A 17,310-nucleotide genomic window follows, 5' to 3' on the forward strand; every position below is an offset into this window, starting at 1 on the left:
CTCTAAGACTTTCTGGTATAGTTCACTTATCATTTTCGTTATTTAGGTCATATATAGTAAATATGACTTATCTTTTTTGGGAGTCTGTGTCTGTATTCCATGCTACATAAGCTTTTCAGCTTGCTTGTCCCCCTGTCAGGGCTGGTTCACACATGGTTGCTATTGTAATTCCCCTTTTATTGACACTTCCCAGTCACCAGTACTTACCTCATCCATGTGAAAACCGCTATAAGTTCTCTACCAGAAGAAACGGTAAATCTGACAGAATTAATCAAGGAAATTATAAAAATTCTTGATAATCAAGGAGAAAGGATTTGGGTAGAATCCCAAGCAGGTGAAGGGGCAACTTTTTATTTTACTTGGCATAAAAATACTCCTAGTTAAACCCCAACTAAGTTGAGAACTGTGGTTTTTCCTCCTCTGTTTTAAGATGGGTTTTGACCTAATAAGCTCTCAGCTAAAACCAGAGGAGAAAGACCAATTCAGACTTGAATTGGCGTATTTTTAAGTCAGAATCAGCACAATTATCGGATAGAGTTTTTAATTTCTTCCCAAGTAATTATCTGATCGGGATTTCTTTCATAATCATCAACTTAAAAAGATTTAATCGTGTTTAAAGATTCGGTAACGTGAGCTTTAAAATCTAACATAGAATCAAAAATATGTCTGACGATTCCCTCTTTATCAATGATATAGGTAACTCGTCCGGGGATGACAAATAAGGTAGAGGGAACACCGAATAATTTCCGCACTCGGTTATCGGTATCACTTAAAAGGGTGAAGGGAAGATTATATTTTTGGGCAAATTGTTGATGGGATTGGGGACTATCGGCACTAATCCCAATAACTTCCGCACCCGCATCGGTAAACACTTCATAACTATCGCGGAAAGCGCAGGATTCTGCGGTACACCCCGGAGTATCATCTTTGGGATAGAAATAAATTACCAGGGATGTTTTACCGATTAAATCGCCGATCTTAACCGTTGCCCCTGTTTGGGAAGGGAGAGAAAAATTGGGAACTCGATCGCCTACTTTTATAGCTGCCATAAGATTAATTAATTGATAGATAATCGTGGATAGGGTAATACTTTACATTCTAACCTTTTTTGGCCTTTTGTTTAGCCCGTTTAGCGGCAGCTTTGGCCGATTTTTCAGCTTCAATGCGTTTTTGTTCGGCTTTTTGCTTTTCTTCGTCTAGTTTTTCTAGATAATAGTGATAATCTCCGGCATAGACAATTAATTCGCCATCCCGAATCTCGACAATTTTGTTAGCTACCTGGGAGATAAAATAACGATCATGGGAAACAATTAAAACCGTGCCTTCATAAACTTTTAAAGCCGATTCTAACATTTCCTTGGCGGGAATATCGAGGTGATTAGTGGGTTCATCGAGAATCAATAAGTTAGCGGGAGCAAGTAACATTTTGGCTAAAGCAAGACGTGCTTTTTCGCCACCACTCAGGGATTCTACTTTTTTTAATACCGTTTCCCCACTGAATAAAAATCGCCCTAAAAGACTGCGAACTTCCACATCTTTCCAATCGGGAACTTCATCATGAATCGTATTTAAAACGGTTTTAGTTAGGTCTAAAGCTTCCGCTTGGTTCTGCTCAAAATAACTAGGAATAACGTTATGTTTACCGATTTCAATCGAGCCTTCTGTGGGTGATTCTAACCCAACAATTAAACGTAAAAGCGTGGATTTTCCTGCACCATTTGGTCCTAAAAAAGCGACTCTATCGCCTCTTTCTATTTCCAGATTTGCTCCCAAAAAGAGAATTTTATCATCGTAAATGTGAACAAGATTTTTAATAGTTACCACTTCCCGACCACTACGCACTGCTGGAGGAAACTGGAATTTTAAGGTACGCACATCGGCGATTGGGGCTTCAATTTTTTCTACCTTTTCTAATTGTTTTTCCCGGCTTTTTGCTTGGGTGCTACGGGTGGCACTAGCCCGGAACCGATCGACGAAAGCTTGCTGTTTTTCTAGTTCTTTTTGTTGACGTTCGTAGGCACTTAACTGAGCGGATTGTTGTTCGTATTTTTGCTGTAGGTAGGCAGAATAATTACCTAAATAAGTGGTAGAAACTCCCCTTTCAGTTTCGACAATTTTGGTACAGAGACGATCGAGAAATTCCCGGTCGTGGGAAACTATGACCATGGGAGTGGTTAAATCCTTGAGGAATTTTTCTAACCATTCAATGGTTTCTAAGTCTAAATGGTTAGTTGGTTCATCGAGGAGTAAAATATCGGGAGTTTGTAGGAGAATTTTGCCTAAACTCATCCGCATTTGCCAACCACCACTAAAGGAACTTACCAAGCGATCGCCGTCATCAACAGTGAAGCCCATTTCCGGTAAAATTTTCTCGATGCGTGCTTCTAATCCGTAACCATCTAATGCCTCAAATTGTCTTTGTAGGCGATCCAATTGATGAATTAAGCGATCTAATTCTTCGGGATCAGCTTTTTCCATGTGTTGGGGAATTTCTATTAGTTGATGGTGGACTTGATTCGCTTCTTGAAACACCGTCCAAAATTCCTCGCGTACCGTCCGACGGGGATCAACTTCAAATTCTTGGGTAAGATAGCCGATATGGAGACTGGTAGGACGGATGATCTCCCCGGCGGTGGGTTCCACTTCCCCCATAATAATCTTCAGTTGGGTGGATTTTCCGGCCCCATTGACTCCCACCAACCCGATGCGATCGCCAGTTTTTACTTCCCAAGTGACATCTTTTAACACTTCTCCCGTCGGGTAAATCTTACTAATTCTCTCTAGTCGTAGCATCGTTGATTTTTCTCCAGTCCTAGGCCGGTGAGGCAGTCCGCCTTTATTGTAACATTTAGTTAAGCTTTATCTGGTCTTTGTCAAGTTTTCTCGATTGAGCCACCTGACACTATTTTTTATTTGAAAGAGATAATAATGCTTAATCCCTACCCCATAAAAAAAGAAACTGCTAGTTTGATCACCAGAGATGGAATTAGTTTAGCTGCCGATATTTATCGTCCCGATAGTAGGGAATCTTTGCCCATTTTACTAATGCGACAACCCTACGGAAAAATGATCGCTTCTACGGTGGTTTATGCCCATCCTAGCTGGTATGCACGTCAGGGTTATATTGTAGTAATTCAGGATGTGCGGGGACGGGGAAACTCGACGGGAAATTTTAATTTATTTGCCCATGAAATTAGCGACGGATTAGAAACTATTGAATGGGTTTTAACTATTCCTAATAATACGGGTGTGGTGGGAATGTATGGTTTTTCCTATCAGGGAATGACCCAATTATATGCGGCCGCTAATGGTCATGATGCTTTAAAAACTATTTGTCCGGCGATGATTGCTCATGATTTATATCGAGATTGGGCCTATGAAAACGAAGCATTTAATTTACAATATAATCTCGCTTGGGCAATACAATTAGCGGCGGAAACAGCTAGATTAAAAGGCGACGAAACAGCCTATCAAAAACTCTGGGTAGCTTCCCGAAATTTACCCCTTTTTGATCCTATTGCAGCCTCTCCCCAAATTCTACAAGATTTGGCCGCCGATTCTTTTTATCACGATTGGATTACTCGTTCTCTTCCCGATGACTATTGGCAAAAATTATCACCGCAACACCTTTTAAAAAATATCGATTTACCGATGTTACATATCGGAGGTTGGTTCGATCCTCATCTCCGGGGAACTTTGGGTTTATACCAAGAAATGCAAGCGCGTTCTATCTATCCCCAACAGCTAATTATTGGTGCTTGGACTCATCTACCCTGGGGGAGAAAAGTAGGAGAGATAGATTATGGTCAACAGGCAATTAGTCCCGTGGATAAAATGCAGCTGCAATGGTTTGATTATTTCTTAAAAGGTCAGGAAACGGAGTTATTAAAAAATCCTCCTATGTATCTATTTCAAATGGGGTCTAATCAATGGCGATATCTGGAGAAGTTTCCCAGAGAAAATCAGCAAATTTATTATCTTGCTAGTCAAGGTTTAGCCAATCTGCGCGAGGATGAGGGGAAATTAAGCGCGATTTTGTTAGAACCTGCGATCGAAGATACCATAGTTCACGATCCTTGGCGACCAGTGCCATCTTTAGGAGGTCATAGCGCCCTACCGGGGGGAATATTCGACCGCACCATGCTAGACTGTCGCAGTGATCTGATTACCTACACTTCTCCCCCCCTAGAGAAAGATTTAACGATTTTGGGTAGTCCCCGTCTGGATTGTTATTGTCAAGCAGATGCGGTTAGTTTCGATATCTGCGCGGTGGTTTCTCAAGTTACCCCCGATGGTCGAGTTTTTAATATCACTCAGGGTTATAAACGGGTAAATAACCCCGAATCGCCCCTAAATATTGCCCTACAGGCCACTTTTATCACTATTCCTCAAGGTCATAGCTTGCGTTTAAGTCTGAGTGCCTCTTGCTTTCCTGCACATCCCGTCAATGCGGGGACGGGCAGCTATCCCCACGCGAGTCGGGCGATCAATTTTTCTATTATCACAATTAAGGTTTTTTGTCAAGGAAATTTTCCTGCAAAATTGCTATTACCTTTAGTCGGGGAAAGCTAAACCGCTGCGGGGATCGCGAATGTATAAACCTAACACCAGGGAGGAGATAACCGTATCCCAGACGGGGGTGAATTTTTCCGCATCATCGACCCAATAATCCATAGTAATTAAACATTGAACTCCAGAACCAATGCCCACGGCAATGCGCGAATAAGCTGGCCGATTTTCTTGGGGGTCGATGAATTGAATTTGCACCCAAACAATGCGCGCAGTTTGGCGTTTTTCTTGGATAACTTCGCCGATTTCGTGAGGATTGCGGCTATCTTCACGAGCTAATTTTTTGACCATTCCTTTCAGGGGTAATTCTTTCCAATCTCCGGGGGGAAGTAAATTATAGGAAACCTCTAAACGACAATCATCATCGGGGGGTTTTCTATCTAAAAAACGAAAGGAATTATCATCGGGTTCAAAATGCCAATCTTGAGGAACTTCAAAGCGAACTGCACCGCGACCAGCTACAAAAATACTGTTACCCGGACTAGATTTCCAGTTATGATCTGGATTTAAGTCGAGGGTTTCTTTAATCCATTGCAGATTGTGTTTTTTCGATTTAGCCATAGGTGTAATCCTGCGATAAGAATCGGACTATAGCTGTCATTATACAGGCTTTTTCCTGAGAATTAACCAAAGCTTCTGTCTTCACCCTTAAGATAACTGCTGTATAATTTTTAGAAATCCCACAGCACAGGATTATCATCCAAGAAATCAGTTACCTGTTTACCAATATTATCAATTAATTTTAGGTCTTCTGGGGTTAAATTAATTGTCATTGCTTGAGCGTTATTAACTGACTGAGCGGCATTTCTTACCCCAGCAATTGCATTAGTTTGGGGTTGCTTAATTAACCAAGCAAGAGATAATTGAGCTAGGGAACAATTATAGCGGTTAGCAATCGGTTCTAATTGATTTAAAGCCGCTTGTATCCTCTGAAAGTTTTCGCCATGAAAGAGTTTATTTTTAATTCTATGGTCCTCCGCTGCCAACTGATAACCATTTCTAAATTTTCCTGTTAATAAACCTTGGGCAAGGGGAGAATAGGCTAGAATAGAAATATTATTTTCTATACAATAGGGCATAATTTCCTTTTCTACCGAGCGCCAAAAGAGAGAATAGGGAGGTTGAATACTCTCAATTCTGGCGTATTGACCAGCTTCTTCCAGTTGAGAGCGGGAGAAATTGGAAACCCCTATAGCGCGAATTTTTCCCTGTGCTTTCAGATAATTAAGAGCGGCCATAGTTTCAGAAATAGGCACTATTTCCGTGTTCCATGAGCCACTAGGCCAATGAATTTGATAAAGATCGATATAATCAGTTTGGAGGTTTTTTAAAGAGTGATCACAAGCTGCGATAACTTGCTCATATTTAAGGTGATTAGCAAAAACTTTGGTGGCATAAATTACCTGTTCTCGCACATCGGCCAAAGCTTGAGCGACAATCGATTCCGAGTGACCTTCCCCGTAGATTTCGGCTGTATCTATAGTGGTAATTCCTGCCTCAAAAGCGGCACGAATAGCCCTAATACTTTCCTCATCTTCAATACCTGCCCACATCTTTTTTCCTGCTTGCCAAGTACCCACGAGAAGGGGAGTAATTTCTATATTAGTCTGACCGAGATAGCGTTTTTGCATAACAGTTTTTTTGATGGGTTAAGTATGCTTAGGGTTTTAGTCGAGTTTAGGGTTTAAAATCTCAGCTAAAGAGGACTAAAGTGACAAGGATAAAAACCTTTACCAGTAGGGGTGTAAAGAACAAACTTAATAAGCCACAAAAAAGACCTAATAAGCAGGTACTGAGGCTAATTATTTCGCCGTGAACATTGTAGCTAATCGACAGGGAGATTAGGGCTAGAGTAAGGAGAAAAATCATAGTTTTCTTTCCTGAGTCTCTTGAGCAGAAAAGCCGTGACCGCTCACGACTTTTTGCCGGTTCTATATCTATTATTAGCTCGATTACTTAACCAATGACATCCGGTTAAAGTAAACTTTTTTAACGGAAAAGATTAAAAAATCCGTTGAAAAAGCCTGTCAGACCGGTAAAGGGACTTAAAACCGTGCCGAGGGTGTCGGTGGCAGAGGCCAGATTGCTACGTGGACTGATTAGCCCGACGCTTATCAAAGTCTCCTGCGGTTAAAATTGCCTGATTGAGGGGGGTATTGGGAGGAACTTCAATTGTCCCCGGTTTTTTCACCTCCCCGACCACTTTCACGTTAATGGTTTTAGGGGCAAAACTAGCCGATGCTAGGGTTTCTGATTCCTTGGACGAGATTTCAGTAGCGGTGGGGATAATCACCGTATCCCCTTCTTGAAGAAAGATATCGCCGGTCATATCACCTTTTTCGAGCAAACTCCAGAGAGCTACGGGGATTTTCTGCTGGGAACCGTCACGAGTATAACGCAGCACCTGCACCTGTCGGATATCGGCGAGAGGTTTGATGCCTCCCGCTTGTTGGATAGCTTGGGTTAGTCGGGCCGGTTTCCTGGTACCGCCGCGATCTAGGTCATTATTATTGTTATTATTATTGTTGGCAGTGGGGACAATGCGATGGGACCCCGGACGATAAACTTCTCCCACCACAGTAACATTAATTTCTCGATCGCTATCTAGTCCAAAATTGGCATCGGCTAATTGATTGACTTCCCCGACGCTAAGGGTCGTTTTGGTGGGAATAACAATGCTATCGCCATCTCTAAGGCTAATATCTTGGGTTGTATCGCCTTTTTGGATTAATTGCCAGAGATTCGCTTGAATTAGCTGTTCTTGTCCCTTGAGGTTGCGTCGGATTTGAACTTGACCAATATCGGCCACCGTAGTCACTCCCCCTGCTTGCCGGATTATTTCGGTCAATAGGGGCGTTTTTTGGCTTTGTTCGGGGTTAATTGTATAAGTACCCGGACGATTGACTTCCCCCGCGATGGCGATTTGCAGAGGCCGGGGGGTGAGAACGCTAACAGTAACCACGGGACGTTTGAGATAGGTGGTGTAACGTTTGGCAAGGGTTTGGCCGGCTTCGGTGACGGTCATTCCCTCCACTTTGACGCTACCAATCAGAGGTAAAGTCAGGGTTCCATCGGCTAAAACAAGGAAATCGCCGCTTAAATCCGCCACTTGGTAGATGGTGACGCGCACTTTATCCCCTTCTCCTAGGGTGTACTCTTTGCTTTCTGCGGGGATAGGAGCAATCGCCTCTTTAGCGGGTGCAGGACTACTCGGAGGAGTGGCTTGGACTGGGCGGGCTTCTAAGGAAGTTAGGGGGGTAATAGTGCCGATAATTAACAGATAACGTAGGGATTTACTGATTAAATCCTGTAATTGGCTGCTATTTAACATTATTAATAGGATTAATTTTATCGTTAACATTGGCGATCAGTGTAGCACAAATAGTCGATCGCCTATGGAAACCCCCTGTAATATCGCATCTAACGAGAGTTACCGCTAACTGTAAGATAGTTTTAATGATTGCCTGTATGTAAAGGGGTATATTAATTTTATGACAGCTACTAGCACAATTCCCGATTTTTGTCAAGGGATAAAATATTTTGGGGGTTCCTTACCCGAATTTGATAAATATGCAGGAAAAGCCGCTATTGCTGAGGGAAAAACCGCTATTATTGCCGCTAATGACCCGAATGCTATCTATCAAACCCTCCTAGCCGCCGATGCTTTGCGTTACCTCACCCTACAAATCACCGCTACCAAAGAATCGGGACACCCCGGCGGTTTTGCCAGCGCTGCCGACGTGATTGCCTCTTTGATGATGTTAGGCCAAAAAAATATTTTCACTGAAGTGGGCCATCATGCCCCTGGTTTTTATAGTAACGTCTTTCTCGATCGCTCTCTCGAAGCCATGGGCATCAGCAACGTCAGCGAATTGGGAGAACGTTTTCGGGAAAAACACGGACTTTTAGGGCATCTTTCTGGACAAATCCCCGGACTGCTCGGGCCGGCCGGTCCTTTGGGCCAAGGCCAACATTTTGCCATGGCGGCGGCCAAATTACACCCTAATACCCTTTTCCCTGTGACTATCGGGGATGGTGGTTTAGGAGAACCCTACATTATGAGTAGTTTTGGTCATTTTCACACTGCTTATCCTGAAATTACCAATTTTCTGCCGATTTTAGTCTGGAATGGCTATTCCCAAGAACACCATAGCATGGTGTCCCTGAAAACTAACGCCGAAATGGAAGCCTATTGGCGCGGTAATGGTTTCGAGGAAGTGATTCTCATTAATGCCAAAGACTTCGATGATGCTAATCAAAAAGGGGAATATGTAGATAGCACCAAATTCTCTTTTAACCAGCGTCTGGAGTTCATGAAAGCGGTGTTAATGGCCACGGATAAAGCCGCCCAATTAGCCCTAGGTGGTAAACTAACGGTGATCATTATTAAACAACTTAAAGGGGCGGGAGTTCACAAACGGGGAGCAGCTTCTCATAATCTTTATCCAGGCGATTCTTTGGAAAAAGATTATATCGTTACTGCCTTACAAGAACGCGCTTTACCCCCTGAAGCTTGGGCAATTGTTCGTACTAATTTCGAGCGCTCTGGAGGCGGTCCGGCAGCGGAAACAGTGGTAACGGAAAAAGTCTTCCCGCTGCCGGATTTAGGAACCTTACCGATGACGGAATATACTGTGGGTGGTGATAAAAAAGTGGCCACCACTGCCATGGGGGAATTAGTGGTAGCTGTGGGTAAAGCTGACCCCAATTTTGTTGTCACTAATGCTGATGGTAATGCCGCTTCGGGAATTAATAATATTAACGTCGGTTTAAAGATTATTCACCCCACCACCGATGATACCTATTTCCAGGGTCCTAAAGGTCAAGTTTATGAGCCTTTAAGCGAGGATGCCTGTGCTGGATTAGCCGTCGGTTTATCTCTCTTGGGAGCGCGGACTTTATGGTGTTCTTACGAGTCTTTTGCTATCAATGGTTTACCGATTTGGCAGACTGTAACCCAAGCGATGGCCGAGTTACGTCGTCCCACCCCTTCTACTATTACTTTATTTACCGCCGGAGCCTTAGAGCAAGGGCGTAATGGTTGGACACACCAACGCCCAGAGATTGAAAATTATTTCGCCGCTATGATGCGAAATGGTAATATTTTCCCTCTCTTTCCCTGCGATGCTAACAGTATTCAAGTCTGTTATGAATGGGCCTTAGGAACCAGCAATAAAGGCATTACAATCACCGCTAGTAAATCGCCTTTACCGGTGCGAACCACCTTTGAGCAAACCCATCAAGCTTTAGAAAAAGGCGGCGTAATTCTCCAGGAATCGGAAGGCAGTAAAAAAGTCGTTTTTGCCGTCATTGGTGATATGACTTTATTACCCGTCTTTGAGTCTGCACAACAGTTAGAAGCAGCGGGAATCGGTGTAAAAATCGTCTCGGTAATTAATCCCCGTCGTCTCTATCGTCCTAGCGATGTGATGAGTGAAACTAGCTCGCAAGCTGATAATAATTTCCTTGATGATGCTGGTTTTGACAGTCTCTTTGCTGGTGATGCTTTAATCGGAGTAACCGGTGGTACAAGTGCCATGTTAGAACCGATTATGTTACGCAGTAATGCGCGTCGGGATGTATTCGCTTGGAAACGGGGAGAAACCACCGCCAGCGCCGGGGAAATTATGGCCTATAATGGTTTAACTGCCAATGCTTTAACTACCCGTGCTACCCAGTTATTAGGCTAAGTTCCCAGTCAGTTTTTTTGATTATTCCCTACTTTCTTTGATTGGAAAGTAGGGATTTTTTCTGGTCACTTTTGCCAACGGGGTAAACTTTTAATCACTTTCCATAGGCGAGGATATTGGAGGGATAGATAGCGCTTAATATGGGATTTTAAACTAACTAAATCCTGAGATTCTTTTAGTTCTCTATCTTGATAAAAACGAATTAAATCATCCCGTCTTTTCAGTAAAATTTTAATTTGTTGGTAATCTTCCGAGGTTAAAACTTGATGGGGTTGAATATTTTCTGGCAGCGGGCGCGGGATGTAAAAAGTTGTATGAGATGGTGATAATTCTTCCATAGGACGTTCTTTGGTATAGAGATAGATAGACAGAGATTTCCGGGATAAATGCCGTTGATTTTCTGGTAAATTAATCTGAGAAAATCCATGCCATGAATATTCATTGGTTTCAAAAATAACACAACGATTAAAGATAGGGACAAAAGATTTAATCTTATTTTCTTCTGGTTGACGTGGATTGGAATGTAACTCTAGATTACCTCCCCAATCTGCTTGCCATTGGGGATTTAAATAGATTAATAAATTCAAGCGGCGATGATACCAATGACGCTCATCGAGGTTAAAATCAATGTGAGGGTCTAATTCTTGACCGTGTAAATTTTCGTGGGTTCCACCCCCATAAAAACTAGGGTCTGGAATTAAATTATCGATACCAGTTAATTGGGAAATTAACTCTAAAAACTCTTGAGCTTGAATGTAGCGGCCAAACTGTTGATAAACACCCCCCAAACCGATTAAATCCTCATTAACCGCCTTCCCGCCAACTTTTCCTAACTCACTAATGGCTTTTTGCGGATTAAAACTGGGAAAATTTTCCAGCAAAATTTGCGCTTGCTCCCCAACTAAAAAATTATCGATGACCAAATGCTTAAACGGTTGCGCTGTCTCAAAATCTTGACGATAGACAGAAGATTTCTCATAAACAAGGGGATTAATAAACATTAGACAGCTTTTTTGTTGGTATGATAAATTGTAGCAATCAAACTAGCAAAATAAAGATTAACTCTCCTATTGACCTAATCGCCTATGGACTGGTGGCACAAACTCAAAGATAATCCTCTCGCCCGTTGGGGAGCAGTTTTACTGTTAATCTTCTATTTAAGCGTAATAGCGGCGGATTTTGTCGCTCCCTACTCTCCCTACTCCTCCCAACCCGGTCAGTCTCTCCTCCCTCCCACCCAAATCTTTTGGCGCTCGCAGTCGGGAAGTAACAAGGGTGAGTGGATTGGCCCCCACGTCTATCCCACCACTCAAAGTGCTATTAATATAGAAACTGGTGAGCGGAAGCTAATGAGAGATTTTAACAAACCCTTGCCGCTGCGTTTCTTGGTTAAGGGTGAAACCTATAATTTAGGTCAAATTCGCCTACCTTTGCCGCCAAAATGGCAGGAAGTAACTTTATTCCCCGGTATCCCTTTTGATCTCCATCTGTTCGGAGTCATCGGCGATGGTAGAATCAATATATTGGGAACTGACGAATCGGGACGCGATAGTTTTAGTCGCTTGATTTTCGGGGGCAGAATTAGTTTATTTATCGGTTTGGTCGGGATTTTAATTTCTTTCCCTATCGGTTTATTTGTCGGTGGCGTTTCTGGCTATTTTGGCGGTTGGTTAGATGCGATTTTAATGCGTTTTGTGGAAGTTTTAATGACTATCCCCGGCATATATTTACTCGTGGCCCTAGCGGCCGTTTTACCCGCAGGATTAACCAGCACCCAGCGCTTTTTATTAATCGTCCTGATTACTTCTTTTATCAGTTGGTCGGGATTAGCGCGGGTAATTCGCGGTCAAGTTTTATCCCTGAAAGAACAGGAATTTATTCAGGCCGCTAAAGCTATGGGAGCAAAACCCCTTTATATTATTCTGCGTCATGTGCTGCCCCAAACTGCTAGTTATATCATTATTTCTGCTACGTTAGCCGTGCCGGGGTTTATCGTGGCCGAATCGGTTTTAAGTTTGATTGGTTTAGGAATTCAACAACCGGATCCTAGTTGGGGAAATATGCTTTCTCTGGCTACCAATGCCTCAATTATTGTTCTACAACCCTGGTTAATTTGGCCAGCTGCTTTGTTAATTATTCTCACCGTTTTAGCTTTTAATTTACTCGGTGATGGTTTACGCGATGCCCTAGATCCTCGCAATTTAGAGAGATAATTTAGTTATTTTAACAGTCAGGAGTTAGGATTCAGGAGTCAGGAGATTATTTTTATTTATTCTCCCTGCTCCCTGCTCCCGACTTCCTGCTCCCCTCTCCCCACTTCCTAATTCATAATTCATAATTCATAATTCCCACTACCCCACTTTCCCATTATGAATAGAATCAGTAAAACTTTTAATAATTTCGCCGATAGTTTGGTGATTTATAGTCAAAGATACGGGAAAATAAGCTGGTTAATATTTTTAATTATCTTTGCTTGTATCATGACGATAACCTTTAATTATCCGGCACAATCCAGCAATCAAACCCAAGAAAAACCCGAAATTCGTGGAGTTTGGTTAACTAATATCGATAGTGAGGTATTATTTAAACCAGAAACCCTAAAAGATGCCCTTGATAGGTTGGCCGATTTAAACTTTAATACTATTTATCCCACGGTTTGGAATTGGGGTTATACACTCTATCCTTCTAAGGTAGCAGAAAAAGTCACGGGACGAGCGCTCGATCCCCATGAATCTTTAAAAAATCGCGACTTTTTAAAGGAAATAATTAGCCAAGGTCATCGGAAAAAATTAAGAATTATTCCCTGGTTTGAATTTGGTTTTATGGCTCCTGCGGATTCAGAATTAGCCAAACGACATCCCGATTGGTTAACCCAAAGACAGGATAAAAGCGTAATTTGGTGGGAAGGAAAAGTGCATCAACGGGTGTGGTTAAATCCGTTACATCCGCAAGTACAAAACTTTATTACGGATTTAGTCAGCGAGATTATTACTAACTACGATATAGAAGGAATTCAGTTTGATGACCATTTTGGTTATCCCGCCGATTTTGGCTATGATGAAACCACAATTAAACTCTATCAAAGGGAACATTCTGGACAATTACCACCGCAAGATTACCAAGATAAAGCATGGATTCAATGGCGGGCCGATAAAATTACTGATTATATGAATAGTTTAGCCCAGACGATTAAAAACCACCAACCTAGAGCGATTATTTCCCTATCTCCTAATCCCTACACTTTCTCCCTAGAATCCTATCTTTTAGATTGGCAAAAATGGCAACAAAAAAACTTGATTGATGAGTTAATAATACAAGTGTATCGAACTGATATGAACGCCTTTGACTGGGAATTATCACAACCAGAATTACAGCAAGCTAGGCAATCTATCCCCGTAGCTATTGGGATTTTATCTGGTTTAAAAGGTCGTCCGATTCCGATGGTTAATATTACTCAACAAGTGAAAAAATCGAGACAACAAAATTTTGGTGTTTCTTTCTTTTTCTACGAAACTTTATGGAATATGAGTAATGAATCTCCTTCCTATCGACGCAGGATTTTTCGGGAAATACTCCAGTCTGCTAATCCTCGCTAAAATTAGGTAAAATTGCTGACTTTAAGCAAAGTTATCGCCCTAACCTGGCTATAGTTTCTTAAGTTTATCTTTAAATTAAGAAAAAGCAGCAGGGAGAAACTAAAATCGCTAGAATAAAGGAAGACTCTCCCTTATCACTTTATCCATGCTGATCAGATCTAACCGAAGCTCGATCGCTAAACCTATTTTACTGTTTCTCGGCTGCCTTGTGATCGGGCAGTTGGGGGTATTAGTGGTAGCCAATAGCCTCTGGTTTACCGAGATGGGTTATTTAAACACTTTCCTGAAGCAATTATCTTGGCAACTAGGATTAGGTTGGGGAAGTGCAATTCTTTCTCTACTCTTTATTTTTACTAATTTACGTTTAGCCCAGCGTTTTCGTTGGCAAAAAGCCAAGGAAGATAGTTATCCTCTTAGTCCTCAATCTCCCAGTATTAATTTACTCGGCCTTTTGATTATCGCAACGGGAATTGGAGCTTGGATCGGGTCAATGTTATTGTATTACAGTAAACTAGCCCTCAGTCTCTGGACACCAGATTTTAATCTTCCTAACCTTAGTTCTTCCCTAAGTTCTCCTCTGGAAATAGTTTGGATTAGGCAAGTATTAACAGATATTTCCAGTAATCTTTGGCAAGGGGTAATTATCGCTCTTTTAGTCTTGGGATTATTAATTAAAACCGAGTATTTTTTGCGAATAATATCTATAGTATTCACTGTAATGCTATCTTTTATTATTGCTGGGCAGTGGGCGAATTTTTTAAAATATTTTTATGGTGTTCCTTTCAATATTAACGATCCTCAATACGGGAATGATTTAGGTTTTTACATCTTTCAATTACCCCTGTGGCAGTTACTAGAATTATGGCTCGGTGGTGTGGGAATATATACTCTTTTTGCCGTTAGTTTAACCTATCTTTTTTCGGGCGATAGTCTTTCTCGGGGAACATTTCCGGGGTTTTCCCGTCGGCAACTGCGTCATTTATACGCCCTGTGGAGTGGGTTAATGGGGCTGCTAGTATTACACCATATTATTCAGCGTTACCTGCTACTTTATTCTCCCGAAGGAGTAGTTTATGGTGCGGGTTATATCGATGCTCATGTTGGTCAATTTATTGAAATTATTCTGGGAATTATTGCAGCAATAACCTCTATATGGTTAGGAGAAAAAGCATTATTTGGTAAAAGAAACCGTCGCAAATTACACAAAACCGCCAAGAAAAAGTTGTTATTTTTCCCCTACTTAGTTCCTGTATTTCTCTATTTAATTGTTTGGATCAGTGGCACAATTATCAGTGGAGGATTACAAAGAATAATCGTACAACCGAATGAATTAGTGAGAGAAAGACCCTATATTGAAAGAAGTATTCAATCTACAAGAGCGGCTTTTTACTTAGATAGAATTGATGCCCAAGTTTTCGATCCACAGGCCGAATTAAATGCCGAAGTTTTAGAGAGAAACCATCTAACTATCGATAATATTCGTCTTTGGGACACCAAACCACTGCTAGAAACTAACCGACAATTACAGCAAATTCGCTTATATTATAAATTCCCCGATGCTGATATTGATCGCTATAGGGTACGAGTGGGAGTGCCTGAAAAAATCGAGGAACGTCAAATATCTGAAAAACAACAGACCATTATTGCCGCTAGAGAATTAGATTATAGTGCGGTTCCCACTTCTGCTAACACTTGGGTGAATAAACATCTCGTTTATACCCACGGTTATGGGTTCACTCTTTCCCCGGTTAATTTAGTGGCTGCCGGTGGTTTACCCTACTATTTTGTCAAAGATATCGGCACAAATAAAGACGAAGGGGCCCTACAAACCTCTAGCGAATTAATTGATTATAGTATTCCCATTGGTAAACCCCGCATTTACTACGGGGAATTAACTAATAATTATGTGATGACTCCCACCACCGTAGAAGAATTGGATTTTCCTAGCGGGGATGGAAATGTCTATAATACCTACGATGGAAAGGGAGGAATCCTAGTTGGGACCGGGTGGAGACGTTGGCTATTTGCCCTTTATCTGCGGGATTGGCAAATGTTATTTAGCCAAGATTTTACTCCCGAAACTCGCTTATTAATGCGTCGTGATATCCAAAATCGCGTGCAAACTATCGCCCCTTTTTTAAATTATGATCGCAACCCCTATTTAGTAGCGGCAGATGTGGGGGATAGTAGTAGTAAATTACATTGGATTATTGATGCTTATACTATCAGCAATCGCTATCCCTATTCTGACCCGGGGAAAGATAAATTTAACTATATTCGCAATTCGGTCAAAGTGGTAGTGGATGCCTATCATGGAACGGTCAATTTCTATGTTGCCGATGAAAATGATCCAATCATTCAGACCTGGAGTAAAATCTTTCCTCATCTGTTTAAATCTTTAGCAGAAATGCCAAAAACTATCCGCAGTCATATCCGTTATCCTGAAGATTTATTTAGTACCCAAGCGGAAAGATTATTAACCTATCACATGACCGATCCGCAAGTATTTTATAATCGGGAGGATCAATGGGAAATTCCCCTAGAAATTTACGGCACGGAACCCCAGGCTGTATCACCCTATTATTTAATCATGAAACTGCCCGATGCCGACAAAGAAGAATTTATTCTCCTCCATCCCTATACTCCCTCTAGTCGGCAAAATTTAATCGCTTGGTTAGCGGCGCGTTCAGATGATAGAGAGTATGGTAAGTTATTACTCTATCAATTTCCTAAACAAAGGTTAGTGTACGGACCGAATCAAATTGAGGCTTTAATTAACCAAGATCCAGATATTTCTCAACAGATTTCCCTTTGGAATCGGGACGGTTCTAAAGTTTTGCAAGGACACCTATTAATTATTCCCATTGAACAATCGCTACTTTATGTAGAACCTTTGTATCTAGTGGCAGACCAAAATAGTGTCCCGACAATCGCTAGAGTAACAGTTGCTTATCAAAATAAAATTGTCATGGAACCAACCTTGAAGGAAGCTTTAGAAAAGCTATTCTCAGGTGATCAGAGCTAAATTGCCGCTAATTGCCCACAAATTAGCAAGAAAGCTGATGCTGGTTCCAGAACGATCCTCAATATCCCCAAATTCGCCCAGAAAATTGCCTGCTCTGGTTAATCAGCCAATTTCAAAATCCAGTATCATCAAAGGATTGAGTTATGCTTTTAATTAGAAAAGTGGGCAATTAATTCTGTGCGAGATGAATTAATTATTAAAGGGGTAAACTCCTCCACTGGTAATAATAAAATGCGATCGATAATTACGGATAAATCTGGGTCTAAACTACCAAAACGAGCTTTCAATAAATTTTCTATCACCAGACGTTCTCCCTGTTGAAGACCCTGTTGAAGACCCTGTTGAAGACCCTGTTGAAGACCCTGTTGAAGACCCTGTTGAAGACCCTGTTGAAGACCCTGTTGAAGACCCTGTTGAAGACCCTGTTGAA

General features: G+C 41.7%; 11 protein-coding genes and 2 pseudogenes. 6 read left to right on the plus strand and 7 right to left on the minus strand.

The window, feature by feature from the left end; genetic code table 11:
* Positions 1-216: 216 nt before the first annotated feature.
* Positions 217-384, plus strand: a complete 168-nt coding sequence (locus IM473_RS21580) for a hypothetical protein (protein WP_287659363.1) — start codon at positions 217-219, stop codon at positions 382-384.
* Positions 385-593: 209 nt separating this feature from the next.
* Here IM473_RS21580 and IM473_RS21585 read toward each other — a convergent pair whose 3' ends face one another.
* Together IM473_RS21585 and IM473_RS21590 are read right to left on the minus strand one after the other, a co-directional pair.
* On the minus strand, positions 594-1,049 hold the full coding sequence (locus IM473_RS21585; RefSeq protein ID WP_287659364.1) for a peroxiredoxin: 456 nt from the start codon (positions 1,047-1,049) through the stop codon (positions 594-596).
* 49 nt (positions 1,050-1,098) lie between these two features.
* Entirely contained in the window at positions 1,099-2,793 is a 1,695-nt protein-coding gene (locus tag IM473_RS21590; RefSeq protein ID WP_287659365.1) for an ABC-F family ATP-binding cassette domain-containing protein, read from the minus strand.
* A gap of 135 nt (positions 2,794-2,928) precedes the next feature.
* On the opposite strand from IM473_RS21590, the gene IM473_RS21595 reads away from it, so the two are divergent.
* Entirely contained in the window at positions 2,929-4,572 is a 1,644-nt protein-coding gene (locus IM473_RS21595) for a CocE/NonD family hydrolase (protein WP_287659367.1), read from the plus strand.
* Here the strand turns inward: IM473_RS21595 and IM473_RS21600 are convergent.
* The 3 genes and pseudogenes from IM473_RS21600 to IM473_RS21610 all read right to left on the minus strand — a co-directional run bounded on the left by IM473_RS21600 (position 4,555) and on the right by IM473_RS21610 (position 7,930).
* The gene (locus IM473_RS21600) at positions 4,555-5,130 is read right to left on the minus strand and encodes an Alr1449 family protein (RefSeq protein WP_012266834.1); all 576 of its coding nucleotides are present in this window, start codon (positions 5,128-5,130) and stop codon (positions 4,555-4,557) included. The genes IM473_RS21595 and IM473_RS21600 overlap by 18 nt on opposite strands.
* Positions 5,131-5,240: 110 nt before the next feature.
* A complete protein-coding gene (locus tag IM473_RS21605; RefSeq protein ID WP_287659370.1) occupies positions 5,241-6,200 on the minus strand; it encodes an aldo/keto reductase in 960 nt (319 codons plus the stop codon).
* A 358-nt stretch (positions 6,201-6,558) separates the two neighbouring features.
* Positions 6,559-7,930 (minus strand): annotated as a pseudogene (locus IM473_RS21610) (polysaccharide biosynthesis/export family protein).
* Positions 7,931-8,060: 130 nt separating this feature from the next.
* Between IM473_RS21610 and IM473_RS21615 the strand changes: the two are divergent.
* Positions 8,061-10,259, plus strand: a complete 2,199-nt coding sequence (locus IM473_RS21615) for a phosphoketolase family protein (protein ID WP_287659372.1) — start codon at positions 8,061-8,063, stop codon at positions 10,257-10,259.
* Between the two features lie 65 nt (positions 10,260-10,324).
* On the opposite strand, the gene IM473_RS21620 is transcribed toward IM473_RS21615, so the two are convergent.
* The gene (locus IM473_RS21620) at positions 10,325-11,260 is read right to left on the minus strand and encodes a 2OG-Fe(II) oxygenase (protein WP_287659374.1); all 936 of its coding nucleotides are present in this window, start codon (positions 11,258-11,260) and stop codon (positions 10,325-10,327) included.
* A gap of 84 nt (positions 11,261-11,344) precedes the next feature.
* Here IM473_RS21620 and IM473_RS21625 point away from each other — a divergent pair, with 84 nt between their 5' ends.
* The 3 genes from IM473_RS21625 (at position 11,345) to IM473_RS21635 (ending at position 16,880) form a co-directional block, all read left to right on the plus strand.
* Entirely contained in the window at positions 11,345-12,472 is a 1,128-nt protein-coding gene (locus tag IM473_RS21625) for an ABC transporter permease (RefSeq protein ID WP_287659375.1), read from the plus strand.
* 156 nt (positions 12,473-12,628) lie between these two features.
* Entirely contained in the window at positions 12,629-13,855 is a 1,227-nt protein-coding gene (locus tag IM473_RS21630) for a glycoside hydrolase family 10-like protein (protein WP_287659376.1), read from the plus strand.
* Positions 13,856-14,000: 145 nt separating this feature from the next.
* A complete protein-coding gene (locus IM473_RS21635; RefSeq protein ID WP_287659377.1) occupies positions 14,001-16,880 on the plus strand; it encodes a UPF0182 family protein in 2,880 nt (959 codons plus the stop codon).
* Between the two features lie 149 nt (positions 16,881-17,029).
* Here IM473_RS21635 and IM473_RS21640 read toward each other — a convergent pair.
* Positions 17,030-17,310 (minus strand): annotated as a pseudogene (locus tag IM473_RS21640) (flagellar assembly protein H); the annotation flags it as partial.

This window comes from Microcystis sp. M015S2 (genome assembly GCF_020245945.1).
In the GTDB taxonomy this organism is placed as follows: Bacteria; Cyanobacteriota; Cyanobacteriia; order Cyanobacteriales; family Microcystaceae; genus Microcystis.